The organism is Psychrobacillus mangrovi, assembly GCF_037104765.1.
Lineage (GTDB): Bacteria > Bacillota > Bacilli > Bacillales_A > Planococcaceae > Psychrobacillus > Psychrobacillus mangrovi.
In genome coordinates, this window is the sequence record NZ_JBAWSY010000009.1 from 106226 (window position 1) to 130266 (window position 24041).

The 24041-nt window shown below is 36.1% G+C and carries 23 protein-coding genes and 2 riboswitches; of the genes, 22 read left to right on the plus strand and 1 reads right to left on the minus strand.

Going from position 1 to position 24041, the window contains the following annotated elements; genetic code table 11:
- The first annotated feature begins 2 nt into the window (after window positions 1–2).
- Both WAX74_RS13055 and WAX74_RS13060 read left to right on the plus strand, forming a co-directional pair.
- The gene (locus tag WAX74_RS13055) at window positions 3–1178 is read left to right on the plus strand and encodes an acetyl-CoA C-acetyltransferase (RefSeq protein ID WP_336498112.1); all 1176 of its coding nucleotides are present in this window, start codon (window positions 3–5) and stop codon (window positions 1176–1178) included.
- Window positions 1179–1214: 36 nt separating this feature from the next.
- Window positions 1215–2996 carry an acyl-CoA dehydrogenase family protein gene (locus tag WAX74_RS13060; protein WP_336498113.1) on the plus strand — a complete coding sequence of 594 codons (1782 nt, stop codon included), beginning with the start codon at window positions 1215–1217 and terminating at the stop codon, window positions 2994–2996.
- A 344-nt stretch (window positions 2997–3340) separates the two neighbouring features.
- Here the strand turns inward: WAX74_RS13060 and WAX74_RS13065 are convergent, their stop codons facing one another.
- A complete protein-coding gene (locus WAX74_RS13065) occupies window positions 3341–3640 on the minus strand; it encodes a site-specific integrase (RefSeq protein WP_336498114.1) in 300 nt (99 codons plus the stop codon).
- Between the two features lie 221 nt (window positions 3641–3861).
- On the opposite strand from WAX74_RS13065, the gene WAX74_RS13070 reads away from it, so the two are divergent.
- The 20 genes from WAX74_RS13070 to WAX74_RS13165 all read left to right on the plus strand — a co-directional run bounded on the left by WAX74_RS13070 (window position 3862) and on the right by WAX74_RS13165 (window position 23505).
- On the plus strand, window positions 3862–4983 hold the full coding sequence (locus WAX74_RS13070; RefSeq protein ID WP_336498115.1) for an acyltransferase family protein: 1122 nt from the start codon (window positions 3862–3864) through the stop codon (window positions 4981–4983).
- A 697-nt stretch (window positions 4984–5680) separates the two neighbouring features.
- Window positions 5681–6043, plus strand: coding sequence for an arsenate reductase family protein (locus WAX74_RS13075; RefSeq protein WP_336498116.1), 363 nt, complete (start codon window positions 5681–5683; stop codon window positions 6041–6043).
- Between the two features lie 70 nt (window positions 6044–6113).
- Entirely contained in the window at window positions 6114–6494 is a 381-nt protein-coding gene (gene gcvH, locus WAX74_RS13080) for a glycine cleavage system protein GcvH (protein ID WP_336498117.1), read from the plus strand.
- A 79-nt stretch (window positions 6495–6573) separates the two neighbouring features.
- Window positions 6574–6924, plus strand: coding sequence for a toprim domain-containing protein (locus WAX74_RS13085; RefSeq protein ID WP_336498118.1), 351 nt, complete (start codon window positions 6574–6576; stop codon window positions 6922–6924).
- 4 nt (window positions 6925–6928) lie between these two features.
- The gene (locus tag WAX74_RS13090) at window positions 6929–7255 is read left to right on the plus strand and encodes a thioredoxin family protein (protein ID WP_336498137.1); all 327 of its coding nucleotides are present in this window, start codon (window positions 6929–6931) and stop codon (window positions 7253–7255) included.
- A 37-nt stretch (window positions 7256–7292) separates the two neighbouring features.
- Window positions 7293–7399: riboswitch (SAM riboswitch) on the plus strand.
- Between the two features lie 104 nt (window positions 7400–7503).
- Entirely contained in the window at window positions 7504–8529 is a 1026-nt protein-coding gene (locus tag WAX74_RS13095) for a methionine ABC transporter ATP-binding protein (RefSeq protein WP_336498120.1), read from the plus strand.
- Window positions 8522–9190, plus strand: a complete 669-nt coding sequence (locus tag WAX74_RS13100; RefSeq protein ID WP_336498121.1) for a methionine ABC transporter permease — start codon at window positions 8522–8524, stop codon at window positions 9188–9190. Before WAX74_RS13095 ends, WAX74_RS13100 begins: the two co-directional genes overlap by 8 nt.
- A gap of 64 nt (window positions 9191–9254) precedes the next feature.
- Window positions 9255–10061, plus strand: a complete 807-nt coding sequence (locus WAX74_RS13105) for a MetQ/NlpA family ABC transporter substrate-binding protein (RefSeq protein WP_336498122.1) — start codon at window positions 9255–9257, stop codon at window positions 10059–10061.
- Between the two features lie 845 nt (window positions 10062–10906).
- Window positions 10907–11845, plus strand: coding sequence for a nuclease-related domain-containing protein (locus WAX74_RS13110; protein ID WP_336498123.1), 939 nt, complete (start codon window positions 10907–10909; stop codon window positions 11843–11845).
- A gap of 110 nt (window positions 11846–11955) precedes the next feature.
- Window positions 11956–12129, plus strand: coding sequence for a hypothetical protein (locus WAX74_RS13115; protein ID WP_336498124.1), 174 nt, complete (start codon window positions 11956–11958; stop codon window positions 12127–12129).
- 297 nt (window positions 12130–12426) lie between these two features.
- Window positions 12427–13206: a Fe-S cluster assembly ATPase SufC gene (gene sufC, locus WAX74_RS13120; RefSeq protein WP_336498125.1), complete on the plus strand. Its 780-nt coding sequence runs from the start codon at window positions 12427–12429 to the stop codon at window positions 13204–13206.
- Between the two features lie 18 nt (window positions 13207–13224).
- Window positions 13225–14532, plus strand: coding sequence for a Fe-S cluster assembly protein SufD (gene sufD, locus WAX74_RS13125; RefSeq protein ID WP_336498126.1), 1308 nt, complete (start codon window positions 13225–13227; stop codon window positions 14530–14532).
- A complete protein-coding gene (locus WAX74_RS13130) occupies window positions 14532–15761 on the plus strand; it encodes a cysteine desulfurase (RefSeq protein WP_336498127.1) in 1230 nt (409 codons plus the stop codon). The genes sufD and WAX74_RS13130 overlap by 1 nt, the downstream gene beginning before the upstream one ends.
- Entirely contained in the window at window positions 15751–16185 is a 435-nt protein-coding gene (sufU, locus tag WAX74_RS13135; protein ID WP_336498128.1) for a Fe-S cluster assembly sulfur transfer protein SufU, read from the plus strand. Before WAX74_RS13130 ends, sufU begins: the two co-directional genes overlap by 11 nt.
- Before the next feature lie 24 nt (window positions 16186–16209).
- Complete coding sequence (gene sufB / locus WAX74_RS13140; protein WP_336498129.1) at window positions 16210–17607, plus strand: Fe-S cluster assembly protein SufB; 1398 nt, start codon at window positions 16210–16212, stop codon at window positions 17605–17607.
- 109 nt (window positions 17608–17716) lie between these two features.
- Window positions 17717–18568 carry a DUF72 domain-containing protein gene (locus WAX74_RS13145; RefSeq protein WP_336498130.1) on the plus strand — a complete coding sequence of 284 codons (852 nt, stop codon included), beginning with the start codon at window positions 17717–17719 and terminating at the stop codon, window positions 18566–18568.
- Window positions 18568–19386 carry a sulfite exporter TauE/SafE family protein gene (locus tag WAX74_RS13150; protein ID WP_336498131.1) on the plus strand — a complete coding sequence of 273 codons (819 nt, stop codon included), beginning with the start codon at window positions 18568–18570 and terminating at the stop codon, window positions 19384–19386. Before WAX74_RS13145 ends, WAX74_RS13150 begins: the two co-directional genes overlap by 1 nt.
- 18 nt (window positions 19387–19404) lie before the next feature.
- On the plus strand, window positions 19405–20769 hold the full coding sequence (locus tag WAX74_RS13155) for a bifunctional metallophosphatase/5'-nucleotidase (RefSeq protein ID WP_336498132.1): 1365 nt from the start codon (window positions 19405–19407) through the stop codon (window positions 20767–20769).
- 48 nt (window positions 20770–20817) lie between these two features.
- The gene (gene yunB, locus WAX74_RS13160) at window positions 20818–21597 is read left to right on the plus strand and encodes a sporulation protein YunB (RefSeq protein WP_413788967.1); all 780 of its coding nucleotides are present in this window, start codon (window positions 20818–20820) and stop codon (window positions 21595–21597) included.
- A gap of 50 nt (window positions 21598–21647) precedes the next feature.
- Window positions 21648–21831, plus strand: a riboswitch (Lysine riboswitch).
- A gap of 105 nt (window positions 21832–21936) precedes the next feature.
- The gene (locus WAX74_RS13165; protein WP_336498133.1) at window positions 21937–23505 is read left to right on the plus strand and encodes a Na+/H+ antiporter NhaC family protein; all 1569 of its coding nucleotides are present in this window, start codon (window positions 21937–21939) and stop codon (window positions 23503–23505) included.
- The last annotated feature ends 536 nt before the right edge of the window (window positions 23506–24041 follow it).

A 24041-nucleotide genomic window follows, 5' to 3' on the forward strand; every position in this document is an offset into this window, starting at 1 on the left:
TCATGCGTGAAGCAGTTATCGTAGCAGGTGCAAGAACACCAGTAGGAAAAGCGAAAAAAGGTTCTTTAGCAACTGTTCGTCCAGATGATTTTGGAGCTTTAGTTGTGAAGGAAACATTGAAAAGGGCTGGTGGTTATGATGGTCCAATAGATGATTTAATTTTAGGTTGTGCAATGCCTGAAGCAGAACAAGGAATGAACGTTGCAAGAAATATCGGAGCACTGGCAGGTCTTCCAGATACAACACCTGCTATTACAGTAAACCGCTTCTGTTCTTCCGGTTTACAATCCATTGCATATGCAGCAGAACGTATCATGCTAGGCCACTCAGAAGCAATTATTGCTGGAGGGGTAGAGTCAATGAGTATGGTACCAATGATGGGAAATACGATTCGTCCAAATGCTCATTTAGCAGAAACGGCACCGCAATATTATATGGGAATGGGTCACACTGCTGAGCAAGTAGCAAACAAATATGGTGTGAGTCGTGCAGATCAAGATGCTTTTGCCGTACGTTCACATGAACGTGCAGCTGCTGCAATTGCAGCAGGTAAATTCAATGATGAAATCGTTCCTGTCGAAGTAGTAAAGCATTATATTGATGAAAACAATAAAGCTCAAGTGAAAAAGTTTTTATTCGAAATGGATGAAGGCGTTAGAGAAGGTACAACGGTTGAAACACTTTCTAAATTACGTCCAGCATTTAATGTTCGTGGATCTGTAACGGCAGGAAATGCTTCTCAAACATCTGATGGGGCAGGTGCAGTTCTTGTTATGGACCGAGAAGTGGCAGAAGCTCAAGGGCTAAAACCTCTTGCGAAATTCCGTTCATTCGCAGTTGGCGGTGTTCCACCAGAAGTAATGGGAATCGGACCGATTGTAGCAGTACCAAAAGCATTAAAGTTGGCAGGACTATCTATAGAAGATATTGATGTTTGGGAGATCAATGAAGCTTTTGCTTCTCAATCACTTCAAGTAGTTCGCCATTTAGGGATCGACATTGAAAAAGTTAATGTGAATGGCGGAGCAATCGCACTTGGACATCCGCTTGGGGCTACTGGAACTATTTTAACTTTAAAAATGATGAGCGAATTAAGACGCCAAGGAAAACAGTTCGGAGTCGTTACTATGTGTATCGGCGGGGGAATGGGAGCAGCTGGAGTATTTGAGCTTTTATAAGCTATCACAAATTTCAAACAAAAGGGGAGATTTAACATGACAGAAGTTAAAGACGTAATTAAAGGCGGAAGCTTTTTAGTGGAAGATTTAGAGGCAAGCCGAGTGTTTACACCAGAGGATTTTACCGATGAACAAAAAATGATTGCTAAAACAACTGAAGAATATGTAAAAAATCAAGTGTTACCAGTTGTAGAAAATCTAGAACACCATGAATTCGAGCATTCAGTACGTCTATTAAAAGAAGCTGGAGATCTAGGGTTACTTGCTGCTGATATTCCAGAAGAATATGGCGGTTTAGGACTAGATAAGATTTCTTCTGCATTAATTGCAGAGAAACTCTCAGTTGCTGGTGGTTTTTCCATCACGCACGGAGCACATGTTGGAATTGGGACATTACCAATCGTTTTATTTGGTAATGAAGAGCAAAAGCAAAAGTATCTACCAAACTCTGCATCAGGAGACAAAATCTCTGCTTATGCATTGACTGAGCCAGGTTCAGGTTCGGATGCTTTAGGTGCAAAAACTACTGCAAAATTGAATGCAGAAGGAACTCACTATATTTTAAATGGTGAAAAACAATGGATTACGAATGCTGGTTTTGCAGATGTATTTGTTGTTTATGCGAAAATTGATGGAGATAAATTCACGGCATTTATCGTAGAAAAAACGTTCCCAGGCGTTTCAGTAGGAGCAGAAGAAAAGAAAATGGGTATTAAATCTTCTTCTACTCGTACACTTATTTTACAAGATGCAGAGGTGCCTGTAGAAAACTTACTTGGTGAAATTGGCCGTGGTCATGTAATTGCCTTCAATATTTTAAATATCGGTCGCTACAAATTAGGGGTAGGTACAATTGGTGGATCTAAACGTGCTTTAGAGCTTGCAATTTCATATACAAATCAACGTCAACAATTTAAAACACCTATTTCTTCCTTTAATTTAACAAAACAAAAGCTTGCTACAATGGCTTCTAAGTTATATGCAACAGAAAGCTTGATTTACCGAACTGTTGGTTACTTTGAAGAACGCATGGGACAATTAAGTGAGGCAGAACAAAAAGATGGAAAAGCAATTGCAGCTTCTATCGCAGAATATGCAATTGAATGCTCTATCAATAAAGTAGTTGGATCAGAAGTTCTTGATTACATCGTCGATGAAGCTGTTCAATTACATGGTGGATATGGCTTTATGCAAGAATATGAAGTAGAGCGTATTTATCGTGACTCACGTATAAACCGTATTTTCGAAGGGACGAATGAAATTAACCGATTAATCGTTCCTGGTACATTCTTGAAAAAAGCGATGAAAGGCGAGCTTCCATTACTTCAAAAAGCACAAAGTCTACAAGAAGAGCTACTGATGATGATGCCAGAAGAAGTAAGTGATGAGCCACTAGCACAAGAAAAAGTATTAGTAGCAAATGCGAAGAAAATTGGTTTACTTGCTGCAGGTCTTGCTGCACAACGCTTTGGTGCAAAACTTGAAGCAGAGCAAGAAGTATTAGTTAATATTGCGAACATTGCTAATAACCTTTTTGCAATGGAATCAGCGGTCCTTCGTACAGAAAAAGCAATTGACCGTGACGGAGCAGAAAAAGCTAGCCAAAAATTACTGTATACGCAGATCTTCTGCCAAGAAGCATTTGATGAAATTGAAAAAGCAGCAAAAGAAACATTAATTGCATCTGTTGAAGGTGATAACTTACGAATGATGATTTCTGCACTTCGTAAACTAACTCGCTATACTCCATACAATGTGATTGCTAAGAAACGCGAAGCTTCTGTTAAGTTAATTGAAGCTGAGAAATATGTTGTTTAATTAAATGAAAGAGCCAAAAAGATCGGCTTAAATCTAAAACATAAGGCAGTTGGAATTTGCTCATTCCAACTGCCTTTAAAATTTTGCTTAAATAAATCTCTAACATTAATGAAGTGGAAGTCAATAGTATTTATAACCCTTGTTATATCAATACTTCAACGATGTTCCTTTGATTAGTCCTAATTTCTTCTAAATTTATACTAAACAATGCAACTGATTCTGTTTCTAATTCCTTCAGAACATGACCATATTTATCGTAAATCATTTTGTGGAGTATTCCCTAATCGTTCAACAATTACTATTACATCCGAAACGTTGTTCAATAATATTGTACAATGTTTATGTCATAAACCATGGATTATAACAAGAGGTAGTCCAGTTTTCTTTAATAATCTTATATCAGCAAGCATATATTTTACTGTTGTCTGAAGAAGAATTTTCCAGTTTGATATGATAAAAACAAAGGAATCATCTTTAAATTTATACTCAAAAGAGAGCATGGTTTCTCTACACCATTTACGATAAATATTCTCGATATTTTTCCATTGTAGATGGAAAGCTTCACCTCGTCTTATACCTGTGTAGGGAACTGTTTGAAGGAAAGAATAGTTTGTTATATTTTCTTGATGTTTTGCAGCATCCAATATATTAAATAATTCAGATGGCTTTTTTAAAATTTCTTAGGATAAGAAGTGCTGTATTAAACTAAAAAGGTTTGGTCTAAATCCGTTGGCACAGCTAAACAAATTGGAAACATACACAATTAATTTTACAATTATCAATGTTTCAAATTGCGATTGAAAAGTCTTTTTTACATGGTACAATCTGTAGCGCGAATGGTGAAATAAGGAGGTCGCTTTATTGGATGTTGAGTAATAATCGAAATGAAAATGGTTTTGATTTTTTAAGATTATTTGCAGCTGTGTGTGTGGTAGTACAACATGCTATAGCACATTTAGAAGCTTCTTTTTTTTGGTTAGATACAGGGGAGTCTTATTGGTTTTGGGACGGCGTTCCTCTTTTCTTCATCTTGAGTGGGCTACTAGTCTATCAATCTTGCGAAAAATGTGTCTCAAGCGGCAGACCTATTTGGCAATACTTCGCCAATCGCTTACTTAGAATAGCTCCTGCAATATACGCTTATGTCTTGATAACAATTACCCTCTTGTTAGTTATTGGGATACTTTCAACAAAGGAGATTTTTTCAGTATCGTTTTTTGCTTGGTTCTTAAGCAATATTTTTTTAGTTCCTGTTTATCATCCAATTATTTATGAAGGTTTTGGGGTAGGAGTTGTAAACGGTAGTCTTTGGACTATACCTGTCGAGTTCGGTTTCTACACTTTCATTCCAGTCCTTTTCTTTTTAGAGACAAAATATGGATTTAAGAAAATGATAATTTTTGTAGTTGTTGTTTCTTTGTTTGGAGAATGTATAAAGTGGTTGTTAATTATAAACCCTTTAGAAACTTTAGCTGAGAAACTGTTCTTAGTAACTTTCATTCCACATCTACTGTATTTTGGTATTGGTATATTTTGGTTAAGAACGTGGAGAAGCGTCAAGCATTCACCTGTCTTAGCAGCTCTTGCTGCATGGTTTTATATTGTTATTAGATACGATATACTTCAAATGAAAAATTTCTTGGGACCTTTTTATGAATTTGCTTGGGCTTTACCACTTAGTTATGCTGTAATTTGGTTCGGTTATAACGCACCTATATTTTTTTTGAAAGTAACTAAATTAGGTGATTATAGTTATGGTATATATATTTGGCATATGGTGGTTATTAACACACTAATGACATTCCAGTTTACAGATAAATACCCGAATCTTCCTGGGACAATAGTACATTTCATAGTTTTATTATTTACTTTATTAATGGCTATGTTTTCTTGGTGGATAATTGAGAAACCAACCATGAAATTTAAGCCGTTCTCATCTAGGGATCAAGAGAAAAAACAGAATCGAGTATTCAGACAAGTCCGATAGCTTATTGAACACTAAGAACAACATATTGTTCATTTATCTTGTTCAACTACCATGAATATAGATTTCTTCAAGAAAAGGAAAATGACAACACTTAAAAAGACCCAGATTAATCGAGAAAAAAATGAAGAGACGTACATTAATAAGTCTATGGATTAGGATGGACTGAATTAAGGTCAGTATCAGTATTGACATTTCTTGACCATTTTCATTCTCTGTGGTGCAGTACTTTTTTGTGCTGCATGGATGGCTAACGGGTACTTAACTAAATAAAGTTTCTAACATTTCGGGTAGACTTCATATTCAGTTGTTCTCTTGTAAAATCAAGGAGTTTTATTTAGTTTTAATCTGACCACTTTTTTAACCACTTTTTATTATTTTAATAGTTATGTGAACAGTAAAAATGTAAAATCCTTTGTTTTTTAGAGATTTAAAGGTGTATTCTTTCTTAATTTATAACATTGAGTGATGAACGGCATGATGTCCGTAATTGGAACTTGCCAAGTTCATGACCAACCGTGTTTGCTCAAGCGGCTCGTGGCTCGCCAACGGAAAGCGAGCGGTGTGATTCGGAAAAACTTACTCTGCCATTCTCTTAAAGATGGTTTGTTTAGTTGGAAAACACCTTTTCTTTCGTCACACAAGAACATTGCTTTTGTGCAATAGTATTGTATATGATAAGAAGAAAAAGGTGATTTTAATGACGATTCAATTTTTTGGTTATCCTAAATGTAGTACATGCAGAAAGGCAAGTAAGTGGTTGAAAGATCATCAAGTAGAATTTATGGATAATCATATAGTGGAAAACCCACCTTCAAAAGAAATGATAAAAGAAATGTTAGAAAAGACAAATATTGATTTAAAAAAGTTCTTTAACACTAGCGGCACTAAATATCGGGAACTGCAATTGAAGGACAAGCTACCAAATATGACTGAGGAAGAACAAATTGAAACGCTTGTGTCAGATGGAATGCTTATTAAGCGACCTCTTGTATATGATGGAGAACATTTGACACTAGGTTTTAAAGAAGAAGAGTTTGAACATATTTGGAAAAGCGTATAAAGTTGCTTGTTTTTACAATAGAAATATGTGAATATTATAGAGGAATATATATTTTTGAGAGGGGTATAACATGAGCACACCTAAAGAATTAAAATACTCAGAAGAGCATGAATGGGTAAAAACAGAAGACGGTAAAGTACGCATTGGTATTACACATTTTGCACAATCAGAACTTGGTGATATCGTATTTGTCGAGCTTCCACAAGTAGGAGACGATATAAAAGCTGGAGATCCTTTCGGAAGTGTTGAATCAGTTAAAACTGTTTCTGAACTTTATGCTCCTATCAGCGGTAAAGTAGTAGAAGTAAACGCTGAATTAGAGGATAGCCCTGAATATGTAAACGAATCTCCGTATGAAAATGCATGGATGATTGTAGTTGAACCTTCTGATGTAGCGGAAGTGGATGCACTATTATCTGCAGAACAATATGAAGAGTTAATTCAAGAATAATTTGATAAGGGAAGGCGCCGGTTATTTACTGGCGCTTTTTCATATACTACGTATATATGATGTGCTGGGAGCGAAGCTAATGGCTAAGGTATTTAGTGAAAAAGTAATTCTTGTGGAAGGTAGATCAGATAAACTGAGACTTTTAACTATTCTTGAAGAAGCAGCTGAAATTGTTTGTACGAATGGTACTATTTCTAATGTAAAATTAGAAGAAATTTTAAGTCCTTTAGAAGAATTGCCCATTTATGCTTTTTTAGACTCCGATAAATCAGGAGAACAAATACGATCGATTGTAAGAAAAGTATATCCAGAAGCTATCCATCTATATACGAATCCTGTATATGGTGAAGTTGCAAATACCCCTCTTGATGTTTTGGCTTCTATCTTGCAACGTGCTAAGATTAAAGTGAAAAAAGAATTTTTAGCATAGGATGATGTTTGTGAATGAATGGTCGCGAGAGGAATGGGAGCAGGCTAAAAATGCTCCTAGTCTTTCTCTTTTATATATTTACACCCCAATGTGTGGTACATGCCTGGTAGCCTCTAAAATGATGCAGGTTATTAAGGAAATTGTAGAGTTTCCAGTTGGACAAGCAAATATTAATTACATAAAAGAATTAGCTGTGGATTATGAAATTGAAAGTGTCCCATGTCTTTTAATTGCAAAACATGGAATAGTTTATAAAAAGATATATGCTTTTCAATCTATCCCTTATCTCTTAGATGTTATAAAAAGTGTTGACGACACCGAATTATCATGATAAAATTCGATTTACTGATAACAATTGAATAGTGTCGCTCTTATTAAGAGAGGTGGAGGGAAGTGCCCGATGAAACCCAGCAACCGTCATGTAAATGAAATGGTGCCAAATCACACAAAGCGTAATTGCTTTGGAAAATGAGAGAATGGATGACTGTTATTTTGAATGATAACATACACCCCTTCTGCTCTTTTGCAGAAGGGTTTTTTTTATAGTATTGTACTGTCTATACAGGAGGGAAGATTTACGTGATTAGCTTGAAAGATATTTCGAAAAAGTTCAGTACGAAGCAAGGTACCATTGTTGCTGTTGATAATGTAAATCTTACAATTAAGCAGGGTGAGATCTTTGGAATTATTGGATATAGTGGTGCCGGAAAAAGTACGTTAATTAGATTGTTAAATGGATTGGAAAAGCCAACCTCCGGACAAATTGTTGTTAATGATAAAGAAATTACATCAATTACCGAAGATAAGCTTCGACAAGTAAGACAAAAAGTAAGTATGATATTTCAACATTTTAATCTTTTATGGTCAAGAACAGTTGCAGAAAACATAGCTTTTCCATTGGAAATCGCAGGAGTGCCAAAAGAACAAAGAGCTACTCGTGTAAAAGAGTTGATAGAGCTAGTTGGTTTAGAAGGAAGAGGGGATTATTATCCTTCTCAGCTATCTGGAGGTCAAAAGCAACGAGTAGGAATTGCTCGAGCACTAGCAAATCGTCCAGAAGTACTGCTTTGTGATGAAGCTACATCTGCACTTGACCCAGAAACAACGGATTCGATATTAGATTTATTAATTAGTATTAATGAAAGATTAGGCTTAACCATTGTATTAATAACTCATGAAATGCAAGTCATTCAAAAGATTTGTAACCGAGTAGCAGTTATGGAGAATGGTCAAGTGGTAGAGGAAGGGGACGTACTTGAAGTTTTCCAAAACCCCAAACAGCCTATTACAAAGAGATTTGTTTCGCAAGTGTCCGAAAATGCGCAGGCTCAGCAAACGATACAAAATTTAAGAGAACTTTATCCAAATGGCAAACTGATTAAGCTTGTTTTTGTAGGTGACCAAACAGAACAGCCGATTCTTTCAAGACTAATTAAACAATTCGATTTGGAAGTAAATATAGTCCAAGGAAATGTTTCGCATACGAAAAGTGGAGCATATGGAACATTGATTCTCCAAATTGACGGTGATGCATTGGCAATTGATAAAGCAATTCTTTTTATTAATGAACAAAAAGTGCACACAGAGGTGATCAACAATGATTAATACTTTATTTCCAAATGTTGATTGGCCAAAAATGTGGGAAGCGACAATGGAAACTCTTTATATGACTGCAGTTTCTACCTTATTAACATTTGTATTTGGTCTAGCACTAGGATTACTCTTGTTTTTAACAAGTCCGCACCAAGCATGGGCCAACAAACTAGCAAATTGGTTAACGGGAGCATTTGTAAATATATTTCGTTCCATACCATTTATTATTTTAATCATATTGCTAATACCATTAACAAAGTTTCTTTTAGGCACAATTCGCGGCCCTAATGCAGCATTTCCCGCTCTTGTAATTGGAGCAGCTCCATTTTACGCTCGGATGGTTTTGATTGGATTAAGAGAAATTGACAAAGGTGTACTAGAAGCAGCTAAATCAATGGGTGCTAAAACTTCTACTATTATATGGAAGGTTTTATTGCCTGAATCGATGCCAGCATTAGTCTCTGGACTAACAGTTACATGTATATCGCTAGTTGGATATACGGCAATGGCGGGTATTATTGGGGCAGGCGGCTTGGGTACGTTAGCTTTCTTAGATGGGTTTCAACGAAGTAGAGAAGATGTAACGCTTGTTGCAACCATATTAATACTCATTGTTGTATTTATTATTCAATGGATTGGCGATACGATTACAACAAAAATAGACAAAAGATAATTGGTGTTCACGAGTTTACTCGATCACATATAAAATTGGGGAATTAGAGAAGGAGAGAATTTAAATGAAAAAGTTTTTAGCAGGAGCATTATTGTCTGTTAGTGCATTAACTCTAGCAGCTTGCGGTGGAGAAGAAGAAAGCGGCAAATTAGTAGTAGGAGCATCTAACGTTCCTCATGCTGAGATTTTAGAACAAGCTAAACCATTATTAGAAGAACAAGGTATTGAACTTACAATTGAAACTTACCAAGACTATGTTTTACCAAACCAAGATTTAGATTCAGGAGACTTGGATGCTAACTTCTTCCAACACATCCCTTATTTCGAGGGACAAAAAGAAGAATTTGGATATGATTTTGTAAATGCAGGTGGAATTCACATCGAGCCAATAGGTTTATATTCTAAAAAGTATGGATCTATTGAAGAATTACCAGAAGGTGCAACAATTCTAATGAGTAACTCTGTTGCTGACCATGGTCGTGTACTAGCTATGTTAGAGGCTCAAGGTTTAATTAAATTAGCTGAAGGTATTGATAAAACAACAGCTGAAGTAACTGATATTGTAGAGAATCCAAAAAATATTGAATTTGACGCTAACTATGAAGCTGCATTATTAGTGCAACTATATGAAAATGAAGAAGGCGATGCAGTACTAATCAATTCAAACTATGCATTAGACGCTGGGCTTAACCCAATGGAAGATTCTATTGCTATTGAAGACTCTGAATCTCCATATGTAAACATCATTGCAGTTAAAGCTGGCGATGAAGATAAAAAAGAAATCAAAGCTCTAGTAGACGTTTTACACTCTAAAGAAATTCAAGATTTCATCGTTGAAGAGTGGGGCGGATCTGTAGTTCCAGTTAAATAATTTAGAACGTAGCAGGCACTATAAGTGTCTGCTTTTTTTGTGTATGGATACGAGCGATTGTGATTCCTTGGGGCGGATAAAGTTTAACTAGGGTCGGATTGCGAAGCATTAGGAGCGTATACCAACTAGCTAGGAGCGATTGTGATTCCTTGGGGCGGATAAAGTTTATTAGGGTCGGATGGCGAAGCATTGGGAGCGAATACCAACTTGTAAGGATGGATTGTAATTCGTTGGAGCCGATAAATTTTAACTAGGGTCGGATGGCGAAGCATTTGGAGCGAATACCAACTTGTTAGGATGGATTGTGATTCGTTGGAGCGGATAAAGTTTAACTAGGGTCGGATGGCGAAGCATTAGGAGCGGATACCAACTAGCTAGGAGCGATTGTGATTCTTTGGGGCGGATAAAGTTTATTAGGGGCGGATTGCGAAGCATTGGGAGCGAATACCAACTTGTTAGGATGGATTGTAATTCGTTGGAGCGGATAAAGTTTATTAGGGGCGGATTGCGAAGCATTGGGAGCGAATACCAACTTGTTAGGATGGATTGTAATTCGTTGGAGCGGATAAAGTTTATTAGGGGCGGATTGCAAACAATTAAGAGCGTATACCAACTACTTAGGTGCGATTGTGATTCCTTTGAGCGGATAAAGTTTATTAGGGTCGGATGGCAAAGAATTAGGAGCGTAAACCAACTAGCTAGGAGCGATTGTGATGCGATTGAACGGATTAAGTTTAATTAGGAACACAAACCTATTTTTAATGAGTGAAAACCAATGTAATTTGAAATAGATTCATAGATATTTTTAACTATTCATGTTATTCTGATTATGAGGTGATGAATAGTTGATTATAAAATCTTATGCTAAATCAATACATATCGAAGCAATGGAACAGCTTTTAAAACGACTCTCATTTGAACATCCATTATACCCAAAGATAGTAAAAGATATTGGTGCCATTAGAGCTGGTGATTTTGGAGAAGAGATTGTTTTTCGAGAGCTAGAAAAAATGCAATTACCGTATAAATACTATGTATTTCATAAGGTGTTCCTCTTTGCTGAAAATGGTTTTGAAATGGATATTCTAATAATCACTCCTTATGGAGCAATTATTCTAGAAGTTAAAAATATCATAGGAGAATTAGTGTTTACTGAGAATCCATCCCAGCTACTACAACAAAAAGAAACTGAATTGAATAAATACCCTTGTCCAGCCGGGCAACTGAATGAATACAAGTATCAATTATCCCAATTTCTGCTAGAGTATAATATCTCCATTCCCATTTATGGTGCCGTTGTTTTTGCCTCTCGAAATAGCATTGTTAAAGTATCAACAGACAAAGCTACCATTCTTAATAGAAATGAAGTCCGACCTTATCTTCGTAGACTACAAAATCTTAATCCCACTCTCACCATAGAGGATATTGAAAAATTAAAAGATATTCTCCTTATAAAAAATACCTCGAATACTTACTCTCCATTGATTAATCAATTTTCTATTAAAGCAGAAGACCTTAAAAAAGGTGTGGAATGTCTTAATTGTGGACTAATAGGTATGCAAAAAAGAAAACGAACATGGTATTGCGCAGCGTGCGGAAAAAGTGATCATACTGCTCACATGAAAGCTATTTCCACATACTTTTTGTTATGTAATGATTTTATTACGAATAAAGAATGTAGGGAATTTCTCCTTCTTAATAATAGACATGAGGCCAAGAGAATTCTATCAAACACTAGCTTAACTAGAGTTGGAAATAATAAATTAACACGATATACTAAATAGTAGATAAGTTTTCTGAAGAAAAAAATGTTTGACGGTGTGTTAACATGGGTATGTAAGTATAGTAAGATTTAAAAAATCGAGAGGAATGATTCATTATCAATTTAGAAGAGTTGCCCTACACAGAACAAATGGACCACGCGTTTAGAGGAGTTCACGGTTTCGGATATACCGAATTACGAAATAGTCAGGATTTAAGACTGAAGGTTGAACAACGTAGACAGCGAGATCATGAGAAAAGTGTCCAACTAGTCGCGAAAATTGATGCTCAATCTTTTCGAGGTTAAATAAAAGATGATAAAAAATCCATGGAGAAACTATTCTCCATGGATTTTTTAAGTTAAACACTATATTCATAGTGAAATCCATTCTCATTTGGGATAGCTTATTGAAAATTATCAGGGAATATTGCATTACTTAAAAGAAAGAGATAATACAGAAAAATACAAGAAAAACAATAGATTTATAATCAAAATGAGAAAGTGTTTCAAAAGATTTGCATGGCAATAGACTTTGGGTTAAGATTAGAATGATAATAAATTAGAATGGTAATCCATTCGAAGTTACTTAATGGAGGTTATTACATGTCAACTTTAGTGATTAAGGATTTACACGTTGCTATAGACGGTAAAGAGATATTAAAGGGTGTTAATTTAACAATTAATACAAACGAAATTCACGCAGTTATGGGTCCAAACGGAACTGGTAAATCTACTTTAGCATCTGCTATTATGGGTCACCCTAAATATGAAGTGACTTCAGGTTCAATTGAATTGGACGGGGAAAATGTTTTAGAAATGGAAGTAGATGAACGCGCTCAAGCTGGTTTGTTTTTAGCTATGCAATATCCAAGTGAAATTACTGGTGTAACAAACGCAGACTTCTTACGTTCAGCTATTAATTCACGCCGAGAAGAAGGCGATGAAATTTCTTTAATGAAGTTCATCCGTGAATTGGACAGCAAAATGGAATTTTTAGAAATGGATTTAGACATGGCTCAACGTTATTTAAATGAAGGATTCTCAGGTGGAGAGAAAAAACGTAATGAGATTCTTCAATTAATGATGTTAAAACCAAAATTCGCTATCTTAGATGAGATTGACTCAGGTTTAGATATCGATGCACTAAAAGTTGTTTCAAAAGGAATTAACGAAATGCGTGGAGAAGGTTTCGGAAGTCTAGTGATCACTCACTACCAACGTCTTCTTAACTACATTACTCCTGACCATGTACACGTTATGATGCAAGGTCGCGTAGTGAAATCTGGTGGTCCTGAGCTTGCACAAAAACTAGAAGCACAAGGATATGACTGGATTAAAGAAGAGTTAGGAATTGAAGACGAGACAGTTGGACAAGAAGCATAAGAAAGGGGACGAATCAGCATGACGGTTGAAACAAAATTGGCATTAACCGAGCAGGATATCCGCTCCTTTTCAGAAAGTAAACAAGAACCAAGCTGGTTGACAGACCTTCGTCTACAAGCACTTGGTGAGCTTGAATCACTTCCAATGCCAAAGCCAGATAAAACAAAAATCGATAATTGGAATTTCATTGAATTTCCTACACATACTGTAGAGAGCAGTGTTTTTACTTCTTTAGAAGAATTACCAGAAGAAGTAAAAGCACTTGTAAATGCAGAAGAACAAAAAAATATTTATATTCAACATAATAATACCCCTGCATTTGTTTCTTTATCGGAAGAACTAAAAGCAAAAGGTGTTATTTTAACAGATATTTTTACAGCAATCCGTGAAAATAGTGACCTAGTTCAAAAATATTTTATGACAGATGGCGTAAAAGTAAATGAGCATAAACTAACAGCTTTACATGCAGCACTTTTAAATGGTGGGGTATTTGTATACGTACCGAAAAATGTTGTAGTAGAAGAGCCAATCCAAGTAATTTATTTACACGACGACAATACAGCTTCACTTTTCAATCACACTTTACTAGTTGCAGATGAAAACAGTGTAGTTACGTATGTGGAAAACTATTTATCAACTGTTGAAGAAACAAACGGCTTAGCTAATATTGTTTCTGAAGTTATTGCGAAAGATAATGCAAAAGTAACTTTTGGAACTGTAGATGTACTTGCAGAAGGATTTACTACTTATGTAAACCGCCGCGGAGTAACAAACCGTGATGCAGTGCTTGAATGGGCACTTGGCATGATGAACGATAGCGATACGATTTCTGAAAATGTAACTCATTTAGTTGGGGACAATTCACAAGGTCGTGTTAAAATGGTTGTTGTAGGTCGAGGGAAACAAAAACAAAACTTTACAACAAAAGTTATTCATTGGGGAAAACATACAGATGGTCATATCCTGAAACACGGTGTAATGAAAGACGAGGCATCATCTATTTTTAATGGAATTGGGAAAATTGAATTTGGGGCTACAAAATCAAATGCAGTACAAGAATCCCGTGTACTTATGTTAAGTGAAAAAGCACGTGGAGATGCTAACCCGATTTTACTGATTGATGAAGATGATGTAACAGCAGGTCACGCAGCTTCTGTTGGCCGAGTAGACCCACTTCAGTTGTACTATTTAATGAGCCGTGGTATTTCAAAACACGAAGCAGAGCGTCTAGTTATCCATGGATTCCTTGCTCCAGTAGTAAATGAATTACCTATCGAAGGCGTAAAGAAACAGCTGACGGAGGTTATTGAAAGGAAAGTTCGCTAATGCTCAGCAAAGAGATTCGAAGCTATTTTCCAATATTAAATCAAGAAATCAATGGTCATCCACTTGTCTATTTAGATAGTGGTGCTACTTCTCAAAAGCCGGTTCAAGTAATCGATGCAATTAAAAAGTATTATGAATTTGAAAACTCTAATGTTCACCGAGGTGTTCATACATTAGGAAATCGTGCGACAGAAAGTTACGAAGGTGCACGAGAAAAGGTTCGAAAATTCATTAATGCTAAATCGACAAAAGAAATAATATTTACTCGTGGTACAACAACATCTATCAATACAGTTGCAAGAAGCTATGGCTTAGCAAATGTAAAAGAAGGCGATGAAATTGTTATCACGCATATGGAACACCATTCTAATATCATTCCGTGGCAACAACTTGCGAAAGATACAGGTGCAATATTAAAATATATCGATTTAGAAGCAGATGGAACATTATCATTAGAAAAAGTTCGTGCTACTATCACAGATAAAACGAAAATTGTATCCATTGTATACGTTTCAAACGTATTAGGTACAATGAATCCAATTAAAGAAATTACAGAAATTGCGCATGAGCATGGTGCTATAATGGTAGTGGACGGAGCTCAGGCTGCCCCACACTTAAAGCTAGATGTTCAAAATTTGGATTGTGATTTTCTTGCTTTTTCAGGTCACAAAATGTGTGGTCCAACTGGTATTGGCGTACTTTATGGTAAACAAGAATTGCTTGAAAACATGGAGCCAATCGAGTTTGGTGGAGAAATGATTGACTTTGTAGGCTTATACGAGTCTACTTGGAAAGAGCTTCCTTGGAAATTTGAAGGAGGAACACCAATCATTGCTGGTGCAATAGGTTTAGCTGCTGCGATTGATTTCCTTGAAGAAATCGGGCTAGATGAGATTGAAAAACACGAGCATGAGCTTGCTGCTTACGCCATGGATAAAATGCTAACAATAGAAGGCTTGACTATTTATGGACCAAGTGATCCGTCTAAGCGAGCTGGAATTGTAACATTCAACTTAGATGATGTGCATCCACATGATGTTGCAACCGTACTTGATATGAGCGGTATTGCTGTTCGTGCAGGTCATCATTGTGCACAACCGTTGATGAAATGGTTACAATGTACGGCTACTGCAAGAGCAAGTTTTTATCTTTATAACACAGAAGAGGATATTGACCGTTTAGTTGCTGGATTGCGCACTGCAAAGGAGTATTTTAACGATGTCTTCTAATAATTTAGATCAATTATATCGTCGAGTAATAATGGACCATTATAAAAATCCTCGTAACAAAGGAAGTATCGAGGAAGGTGCTCTAACAATTGACATGAATAACCCAACTTGTGGAGATCGCATTCATTTAACACTTCAAGTGGAAGATGGAGTTATCCAAAACGCAAAGTTTGATGGGGAAGGTTGTTCTATTTCAATGGCATCTGCTTCCATGATGACCCAAGCAGTAAAAGGGAAAAAAGTGGATGAAGCTTTAAAACTTTCCACTACTTTTTCAGAGATGATGCTAGGAAAAGACTATGATGATTCCATTGACTTGGAGGATATCGAAGCATTACATGGAGTATCTAAGTTTCCTGCACGTATTAAATGTGCAACACTTGCTTGGAAGGCTATGGAAAAAGGCGTTTCAGAAGAAAAATAATAATTGGAGAACGGAGGAAATACGATGGCAAAACAAATGCCTGAAATTGGTGATTACAAATATGGTTTCCACGATAAAGACGTATCCATTTTCCGTTCAAAACGTGGTTTAACCAAGGATATTGTAATAGAAATATCTAATATGAAAAATGAACCACAATGGATGTTAGATTATCGTTTGAAAGCGTTAGAAATCTTTTATTCTAAACCAATGCCTCAATGGGGTGGAGATTTAGGATCTTTAAACTTCGATGAAATTACTTACTATGTAAAACCATCCGAAGCAACTCAAAAATCATGGGATGAAGTACCAGAGGAAATCAAAGCAACATTTGATAAACTTGGTATTCCAGAAGCTGAACAAAAGTACCTTGCAGGTGTTTCTGCACAGTATGAATCAGAAGTTGTTTACCATAACATGAAGGAAGAGCTTGAAGACTTAGGAATCGTATTTAAGGATACTGATTCTGCTCTTCGTGAAAATGAAGACATCTTTAAAAAATATTGGGGAACTGTAATTCCTTCAACAGACAACAAATTTTCTGCACTTAACTCTGCAGTTTGGTCAGGTGGATCATTTATTTATGTACCACCAGGCGTAAAAGTGGATACACCACTTCAAGCATACTTCCGTATTAACTCTGAGAATATGGGTCAATTCGAGCGTACGCTTATCATTGTAGATGAAGGTGCTTCTGTACACTATGTAGAAGGATGTACAGCTCCTGTATATACAACAAACTCGCTTCATAGTGCAGTTGTTGAGATCATCATCAAAAAAGATGCTTATTGCCGTTACACAACAATCCAAAACTGGGCAAACAACGTTTATAACTTAGTTACGAAACGTGCAGTTTGTGAAGCTAACGCTACAATGGAATGGATTGATGGAAATATTGGTTCTAAGTTAACAATGAAATACCCAGCTGTTATCCTAAAAGGAGAAGGCGCACGTGGTTTGACTCTTTCTATTGCAATTGCTGGTAAAGGTCAACACCAAGACGCTGGTGCTAAAATGCTACACTTGGCTCCGAATACTTCTTCTACAATTGTTTCTAAATCTATTTCGAAACAAGGTGGGAAAGTAACTTACCGCGGACAAGTTCATTTTGGTCGTAAAGCAACTGGTGCTCGTTCTAACATTGAATGTGATACGTTGATTATGGATAATCAATCCACTTCAGATACAATTCCATACAATGAAATCCTGAATGATAATATCTCTCTTGAACATGAAGCAAAAGTTTCTAAAGTTTCAGAGGAGCAATTGTTCTACTTGATGAGCCGTGGGCTAAGTGAAGAAGAAGCAACAGAAATGATCGTAATGGGCTTCATCGAACCATTTACAAAAGAACTTCCAATGGAATACGCGGTTGAGATGAACCGTTTAATTAAGTTCGAAATGGAAGGTTCTATCGGTTAATACCAAAATTTTTATAAAGCAGCAAGGTTGAGTAAAATTAACCTCTGCTGCTTTTTTTATTTTAGCTCAAAGATGTAGTTAGTGATATGATAAATAGTGGGGTGAACACATGATAAAAATTGGTTTGACAGGCTGGGGAGATCATACAGATTTATATGTTTCTTCTCCGAAAGAAAAATTACAAGATTATAGTGCCCATTTTCCAGTAGTAGAACTTGATACAGCTTTTTATGCAATACCTACCAAAAGGAATGTTGAAAAGTGGATAAGGGAAACTCCTAATAACTTTCAATTTATTGTTAAGGCGTATCAAGGTATTACAGGCCATCTAAGAGGGGAATCTCCTTTTGATTCACTCGAAGAAATGTTTGCCCGTTACCGAGAATCCATTCAACCTTTTAAGGAATGTGGAAAGCTATCCATGGTATTAGTTCAATTTCCTCCTTGGTTTCAATGTAAAAAAGAAAATGTTGACTATTTATATAAAGTGAGAACAGAGTTAAAAGATTTTGAAGTTGCAATCGAATTCCGTCACCAATCGTGGTACGCACCTACGTTTAAAGAACCTACTATTCAGTTTCTACAAGATAACCATTTTCACCATACTGTCTGTGATGAGCCTCAAGTGGGGGAAGGGTGTGTCCCTTTGATCCCTGTTTCCACTTCAAACAGAGTACTTGTGAGACTGCATGGAAGAAATACATATGGCTGGATAAATCCAGGGGATAGTGAAAAATGGCGAGAGGTACGTTATTTATATGATTATAATTACGAAGAACTTTTTGACATTCAAAAGATTTGCGAGGAATTACATACTAACGCAAAAGAAGTAGTGGTATTATTTAATAATAATTCTGGTGGGCATGCAGCAAAAAATGCAAAAACCTTTCAACAGATGCTAGGAATAGAATTTGAAGGTTTGGCTCCCAAACAGTTAGATTTATTTGACGGAGGGATATAATGGAGTGGATTTTACTAGTTTTAGCTGGTCTTTTCTCTGGTATAGTTGGAGCTTTAGTAGGTTTAGGTGGCGGAGTAATTTTAGTGCCAGCTGTATTATTTTTTGGAACTACCCTTGCGCTAATACCTAATATTACACCTCAAAGTGTGGTAGGACTATCTGTAATTATGATGATTTTCACAGGTCTTTCATCCACACTTTCCTATATGAAAACAAAGACAGTTGATTTTAAAAGTGGGTTTATATTTTTTATAGGGAGTATACCAGGAACGATACTTGGAGCATGGGTGAACAAGGGATTAGATTTACCATCCTTTAATCTATATTTTGGCATATTACTTATTATTCTATCGACACTTCTGCTTGTACGGGATCGTTTAAAACCAGTAAAGTGGTTTGTAGAAAATGGACAGAAAAAAACATTTACAGATGATAAAAATACATATGTTTATGGATATCCAATCTGGTTTGCAATACTATTAACATTTGGGGTAGGATTCGCCTCAGGTTTATTTGGAATTGGTGGTGGATCGATTATTGTTCCTGCTATGATTCTATTGTTTTTATTTCCACCACATGTGGCTGTGGGTACATCAATGTTTATGGTATTTTTATCTTCTATCATTAACTCGATTACACATATTTCATTGGGGAATGTGCCGTGGCTTTATACGATACCGGTCATTCCAGCTGCTTATATTGGTGCGAAACTAGGTGCAAGCTTAAATAAAAAACTTAATTCGGAGACACTTGTCGTCGCCCTTCGAATTATCTTGTTATTATTAGGAGTTCGATCCATTATAGCTGGTCTTATGTAAATTTAAAAAGGTGGGTTTATGTTGAGAGAAACAATTCATATTTATCATACAAATGATTTGCATAGTCATTTAGAAAACTGGCCGACTATACATCAGTTTCTCTCCGCTAGACAAAAGATGCATGAAGGACATGATTCTTATCTCATTTTAGATATTGGTGATCATATTGATCGTTCCAATATCTTTACTGAAGGTACACTTGGGAAAGGAAATGTAGAGTTATTAAATGAGGCTGGTTATGATTATGTCACCATCGGAAATAATGAAGGCATCACATTAAGTCATGAGGAACTAGACGAAATGTATACAGATGCAAATTTTGATGTAGTTGTCTCGAACTTTACAGATAAAAATGGCATCATACCATCATGGATACTCCCATATAAAATACACAAAACTTCTTCTGGAATTCGGATTGGATTGGTAGCTGCTACCGCAGACTTTGGAATTTATTATGAAAAATTGGGCTGGCATATTCAACAGCCAATCAATCGCTTAAAAGAAGTATGTGAAGAAATAAGAGATAAAGTAGATATTATTCTTTGTATGTCGCACCTTGGAATATCTCAGGACGAAATAATTACAGAGCAAATACCGCAAATAGATGTTATTTTTGGCTCTCATACACACCATTTTTTTGATGAAGGGAAAGTGCTGAATGGTACGTTGCAAGCCGCAGCTGGAAAATATGGAGCCTATGTAGGGAAAGTTACAATAGAATTTGACCATAGCGTTAGGGAAATTACTTCTAAACAAGCTGTTCTTTATCCAATAGAATCACTGGAAATTCCCCAAAATAATGCAGAACAATTAGCATTTTGGCAGCAAATCGGAAAGACTAAGCTAGATTACCCACTTTTTATTAATCAAACATTTTTGAAGAGAGATTGGTTCGAACCATCGAGTATGTCCGGTTTCTTTGGTGAGGCATTGCTTGCTTTTACAGGAGCAGATTGTGCCATGTATCCAGCTGGTATTTTCTTAACTGATTTACAAGAAGGAATCATTACGGCAGGTGATTTGCATAGACTATTACCTCATCCAATCAATCCGTGTGTAATCAGCTTAACAGGAGCAGAATTATTGGAAGCGGTGGAGCTTTCTAAAAACGAAAAATGGCCACTTCTAGAAGTAAAAGGCTTAGGATTCAGAGGGAAATATTTGGGCGCTATGCAATTTCAGCAACTTTTCGAGGATGTAGAAGGGGATGTATACGTAAAAGGAGAACTTGTTCAGCTAGAAAAAATTTATCATCTTGCTACGCTCGATATGTTTACGTTTGGCTATTTCTTTCCCTCTTTTAAATTTGCGAAGAAGCAGTACTTTATGCCCGAATTTATACGAGATGTTTTAAAGTGGTACGGACAAAGACAGGAAAAATAGTCATTTAAAATCCTTCGGTTACATATAGATAACTAGGGGGATTTTTTTTTGTTGTTCTATCGTAAGAAGAAAAGAATCAAGTTTTTAAATATGCAGCGTAAATTAGCCATTTTTTTAGCTTGCTTTATCCTTTCTGTAGCGGGTTTGTTTTATTGGATCAATGCTCGCTTGACACCAACTTATCTGCAATATGCAGAGGTTCAGACGAATAAAATTGCCTCAATGGTTATAAGTAAAGCAATCAATACAAGAATTGCTAATGTGTTAGATGTAAATGACATTATTGAGCATGTTCCATCTGAAAGTGCAAATAATATGGTGACTACAAAATTTAACACGGAAATCATTAACCGAGTATTGTCTGATACGCAAAGTTTAGTACAATCCCATTTAGAACAAGCGGAAAAGGGTAATCTTTCAAGCTTACCTTATTTAGATGATATTGAGTACGATAAACAAACAATGGAAGATCAAGGTGGCGTCGTGTTTTTTGTTCCGATGGGGCAGGCAGCCAATATACCGTTAATCGGAAATTTAGGGCCAAAAATTCCCATTAGATTTCATGTGATTGGAAACGTTCAATCTACCGTCGTACAAAGTATAGATGAGTTTGGAATAAATAATGCCTTTGTAGATATAAGTATCTTATTGAAGGTAAATGTTCAAATTATTGTTCCGCTTGCAAGTAAAATGAGTACCGTCGAGCAAAAGATTCCGGTCGCAATGGGTTTAATACAAGGTCAAGTTCCTCAAATTTATACAAAAGGTGATGGTGGTAGTGCACCTTCTGTAGAAGTACCAATTAATCCAACACCAGTACCAAAATAAGAATGATTGCTTTAGGTTACATTTGATGTTAAAGTAATAGATGCAAAAAATGAATAGGTAGAGGCTGCATTGCTTAATAGTACTATGAGTGAGGATGACAACGAAGATCTTTTAGGAAAGGAAGCTTTGCCGAAACGAAATGTTTTTGTCATAAAACATAAAGTTGGGGTTATTTTGAAGAGGAATAACACTGTCATTTATATGGAATGATATAAATGGCGAGCTACAGAGTAAGGATTAAAGTGCATTCTTGAATTCTATAGTAGAGGCCAGCCAAAACATTTGGTTGGTCTTTTTGTTTACTGTTCTGTGCCTCCACCTAAGAAGGAGGAAATTATCTTGGAAAATACTATTTTTTCTTTATTACCACCTTTATTAGCAATCATTATGGTGTTAGTAACGAAAAGAGTTTTATTATCACTTGGAGTTGGAATTATATCCGCTTCACTTTTAGTGGAAAACTTTGCCCCACTGGATTCTATATTATTGTTATGGGAATCTTTTAAAGTATCTTTTTGGGATGAAGGTTTAAACACATATAATATTTACATTTTATCGTTTATATTATTTTTAGGAATCATTACTGCTTTAGTAAGTTTGTCTGGAGGAAGCACAGCTTTTGCTGCTTGGGCTGTACAAAGAATAAAGACTCGCAGAGGATCTAAACTTCTCACAGCGTTTTTAGGAATTATTATCTTTGTAGATGACTATTTTAATGCGTTAGCGGTTGGTCAAATTGCTAGACCTATTACAGATTCTCATAGGGTTTCGCGAGCAAAATTAGCATATTTTATCGATTCTACGTCTGCTCCTATATGTGTAATAGCACCTGTCTCTAGTTGGGGAGCATTTTTAATAAGTCAAATAGGTGTTATATTTACAACCCATGCGGTTACTACGTATACACCACTTCAAGCTTTTATGTTAATGGCTCCAATGAATTTCTATGTTATTTCTACTCTTGCCATCGTTTTCTTTATGGCATGGACAGACTTTGACATAATGCCGATGAAGAGACACGAAAAAATTGCTGTAGAAACCGGGAAATTATTTGACACGAGTAAACCAAATCCGGGAGAGCTTCAAGGAAATTTTCCAGAAAACAATTATGGAAAAGTAATTGATTTGGTTTTACCGATAGTTACACTGGTTTTGGTAACTCTATTTTCAATGTTTTGGACAGGGTATCAAAATTCAGGGAAACAGCTAGATATATTTACAATTTTTGAAAATACGGATGTTCCTTTCTCTTTATTTGTTGGAGGACTAACTGCTACTTTAATAGCTGTATTATTATACTTACGACAGCTAAAATACAATCCAACGGCAAGGGTAAGCCTTGTTTGGAAAGCGTTAATTACTGGAATTAGTTCAATGTTACCGGCAATATGTATCTTAATATTTGCGTGGTCATTATCATTTTTAATTGAAGCTCTTGGAACTGGAGCATATTTGGCAACTTTAGTTGCTGAAAACAATATTCCAGTGGGTGTAATTCCATTCTTACTATTTGTTCTAACAGCTCTAATGGCTTTTGCAACAGGGTCATCTTGGGGCTCTTTCGGAATACTACTACCTATTGGAGCAAGTATTATAATGGCAATAGAGCCGGAACTATTGTTGCCTGTATTAGCTGCAGTACTTGCTGGCGCTGTTTTTGGTGATCATTGTTCTCCAATTTCAGATACTACGATTATGTCAGCAACTGGCGCAGGAGTAAATGTTATCGATCACGTAATTACTCAGTTGCCTTATGCCATTATAAGTGCAGTCATAGCTGCTATCGGATACTTAGTATTAGGTCTAACTGGATCTGTTATTATTGGATTCGTAACAGTCGTAGTAATTCTAATTGTCTTGTTTACAGTGTGGAATATTTCTTCAAAAAAAGATATAAAACAGAGTTAAAGCAAGCTAACTAAAGCTAACCTAGGTCGTGCGCCGATCCGCTTGGGCCAAAACAATGATTGCCTCCCATCCTCTATGTAGATGAGGGCACTGAAAAACATATATTTTAATGACGTAATTGGTTTTGAAGAAAAATAAGGCACTTTCTGTTCAAAATTAAACAGAAAAGTGCCTTATTTCTTTGTCTATTTCTACGCCATATATGGAATTAAAATTGAGAGTTTCCTAGGTTGAAATAATGGGGAGCACTACCTGAATTTAATTTAATAGATAGGAAAACGATGTTTTTTTTACATAGGAGAGTGCCTACAATTGTTGATTTTCGTTTGAGATGGCGACTCCAGCCGGAATTGCATGAGCTGAAGACCCTAGACTGAGCGTAGCGAGGGAAGCGGCTGAAGCCATGCCAGCGGAAACATACTAACATTAGTAGTACAAACCAAGGCCATGGTTTGTGCTACTATTTTTATATAGTAGAAGTGAGGGAAAGTCGAGCGGACGCTGGGATCTTAGAATCCGTATCGGAAACCGGCTAA

Coding starts and splice junctions, on each gene's coding strand:
- WAX74_RS13055 (WP_336498112.1), top strand. CDS start 3: ATGCGTGAAGCAGTTATCGTAGCAGGTGCAAGAACACCAGTAGGAAAA.
- WAX74_RS13060 (WP_336498113.1), top strand. CDS start 1,215: ATGACAGAAGTTAAAGACGTAATTAAAGGCGGAAGCTTTTTAGTGGAA.
- WAX74_RS13070 (WP_336498115.1), top strand. CDS start 3,862: ATGTTGAGTAATAATCGAAATGAAAATGGTTTTGATTTTTTAAGATTA.
- WAX74_RS13075 (WP_336498116.1), top strand. CDS start 5,681: ATGACGATTCAATTTTTTGGTTATCCTAAATGTAGTACATGCAGAAAG.
- gcvH (WP_336498117.1), top strand. CDS start 6,114: ATGAGCACACCTAAAGAATTAAAATACTCAGAAGAGCATGAATGGGTA.
- WAX74_RS13085 (WP_336498118.1), top strand. CDS start 6,574: ATGGCTAAGGTATTTAGTGAAAAAGTAATTCTTGTGGAAGGTAGATCA.
- WAX74_RS13090 (WP_336498137.1), top strand. CDS start 6,929: ATGTTTGTGAATGAATGGTCGCGAGAGGAATGGGAGCAGGCTAAAAAT.
- WAX74_RS13100 (WP_336498121.1), top strand. CDS start 8,522: ATGATTAATACTTTATTTCCAAATGTTGATTGGCCAAAAATGTGGGAA.
- WAX74_RS13105 (WP_336498122.1), top strand. CDS start 9,255: ATGAAAAAGTTTTTAGCAGGAGCATTATTGTCTGTTAGTGCATTAACT.
- sufC (WP_336498125.1), top strand. CDS start 12,427: ATGTCAACTTTAGTGATTAAGGATTTACACGTTGCTATAGACGGTAAA.
- sufD (WP_336498126.1), top strand. CDS start 13,225: ATGACGGTTGAAACAAAATTGGCATTAACCGAGCAGGATATCCGCTCC.
- WAX74_RS13130 (WP_336498127.1), top strand. CDS start 14,532: ATGCTCAGCAAAGAGATTCGAAGCTATTTTCCAATATTAAATCAAGAA.
- sufU (WP_336498128.1), top strand. CDS start 15,751: ATGTCTTCTAATAATTTAGATCAATTATATCGTCGAGTAATAATGGAC.
- sufB (WP_336498129.1), top strand. CDS start 16,210: ATGGCAAAACAAATGCCTGAAATTGGTGATTACAAATATGGTTTCCAC.
- WAX74_RS13145 (WP_336498130.1), top strand. CDS start 17,717: ATGATAAAAATTGGTTTGACAGGCTGGGGAGATCATACAGATTTATAT.
- WAX74_RS13150 (WP_336498131.1), top strand. CDS start 18,568: ATGGAGTGGATTTTACTAGTTTTAGCTGGTCTTTTCTCTGGTATAGTT.
- WAX74_RS13155 (WP_336498132.1), top strand. CDS start 19,405: ATGTTGAGAGAAACAATTCATATTTATCATACAAATGATTTGCATAGT.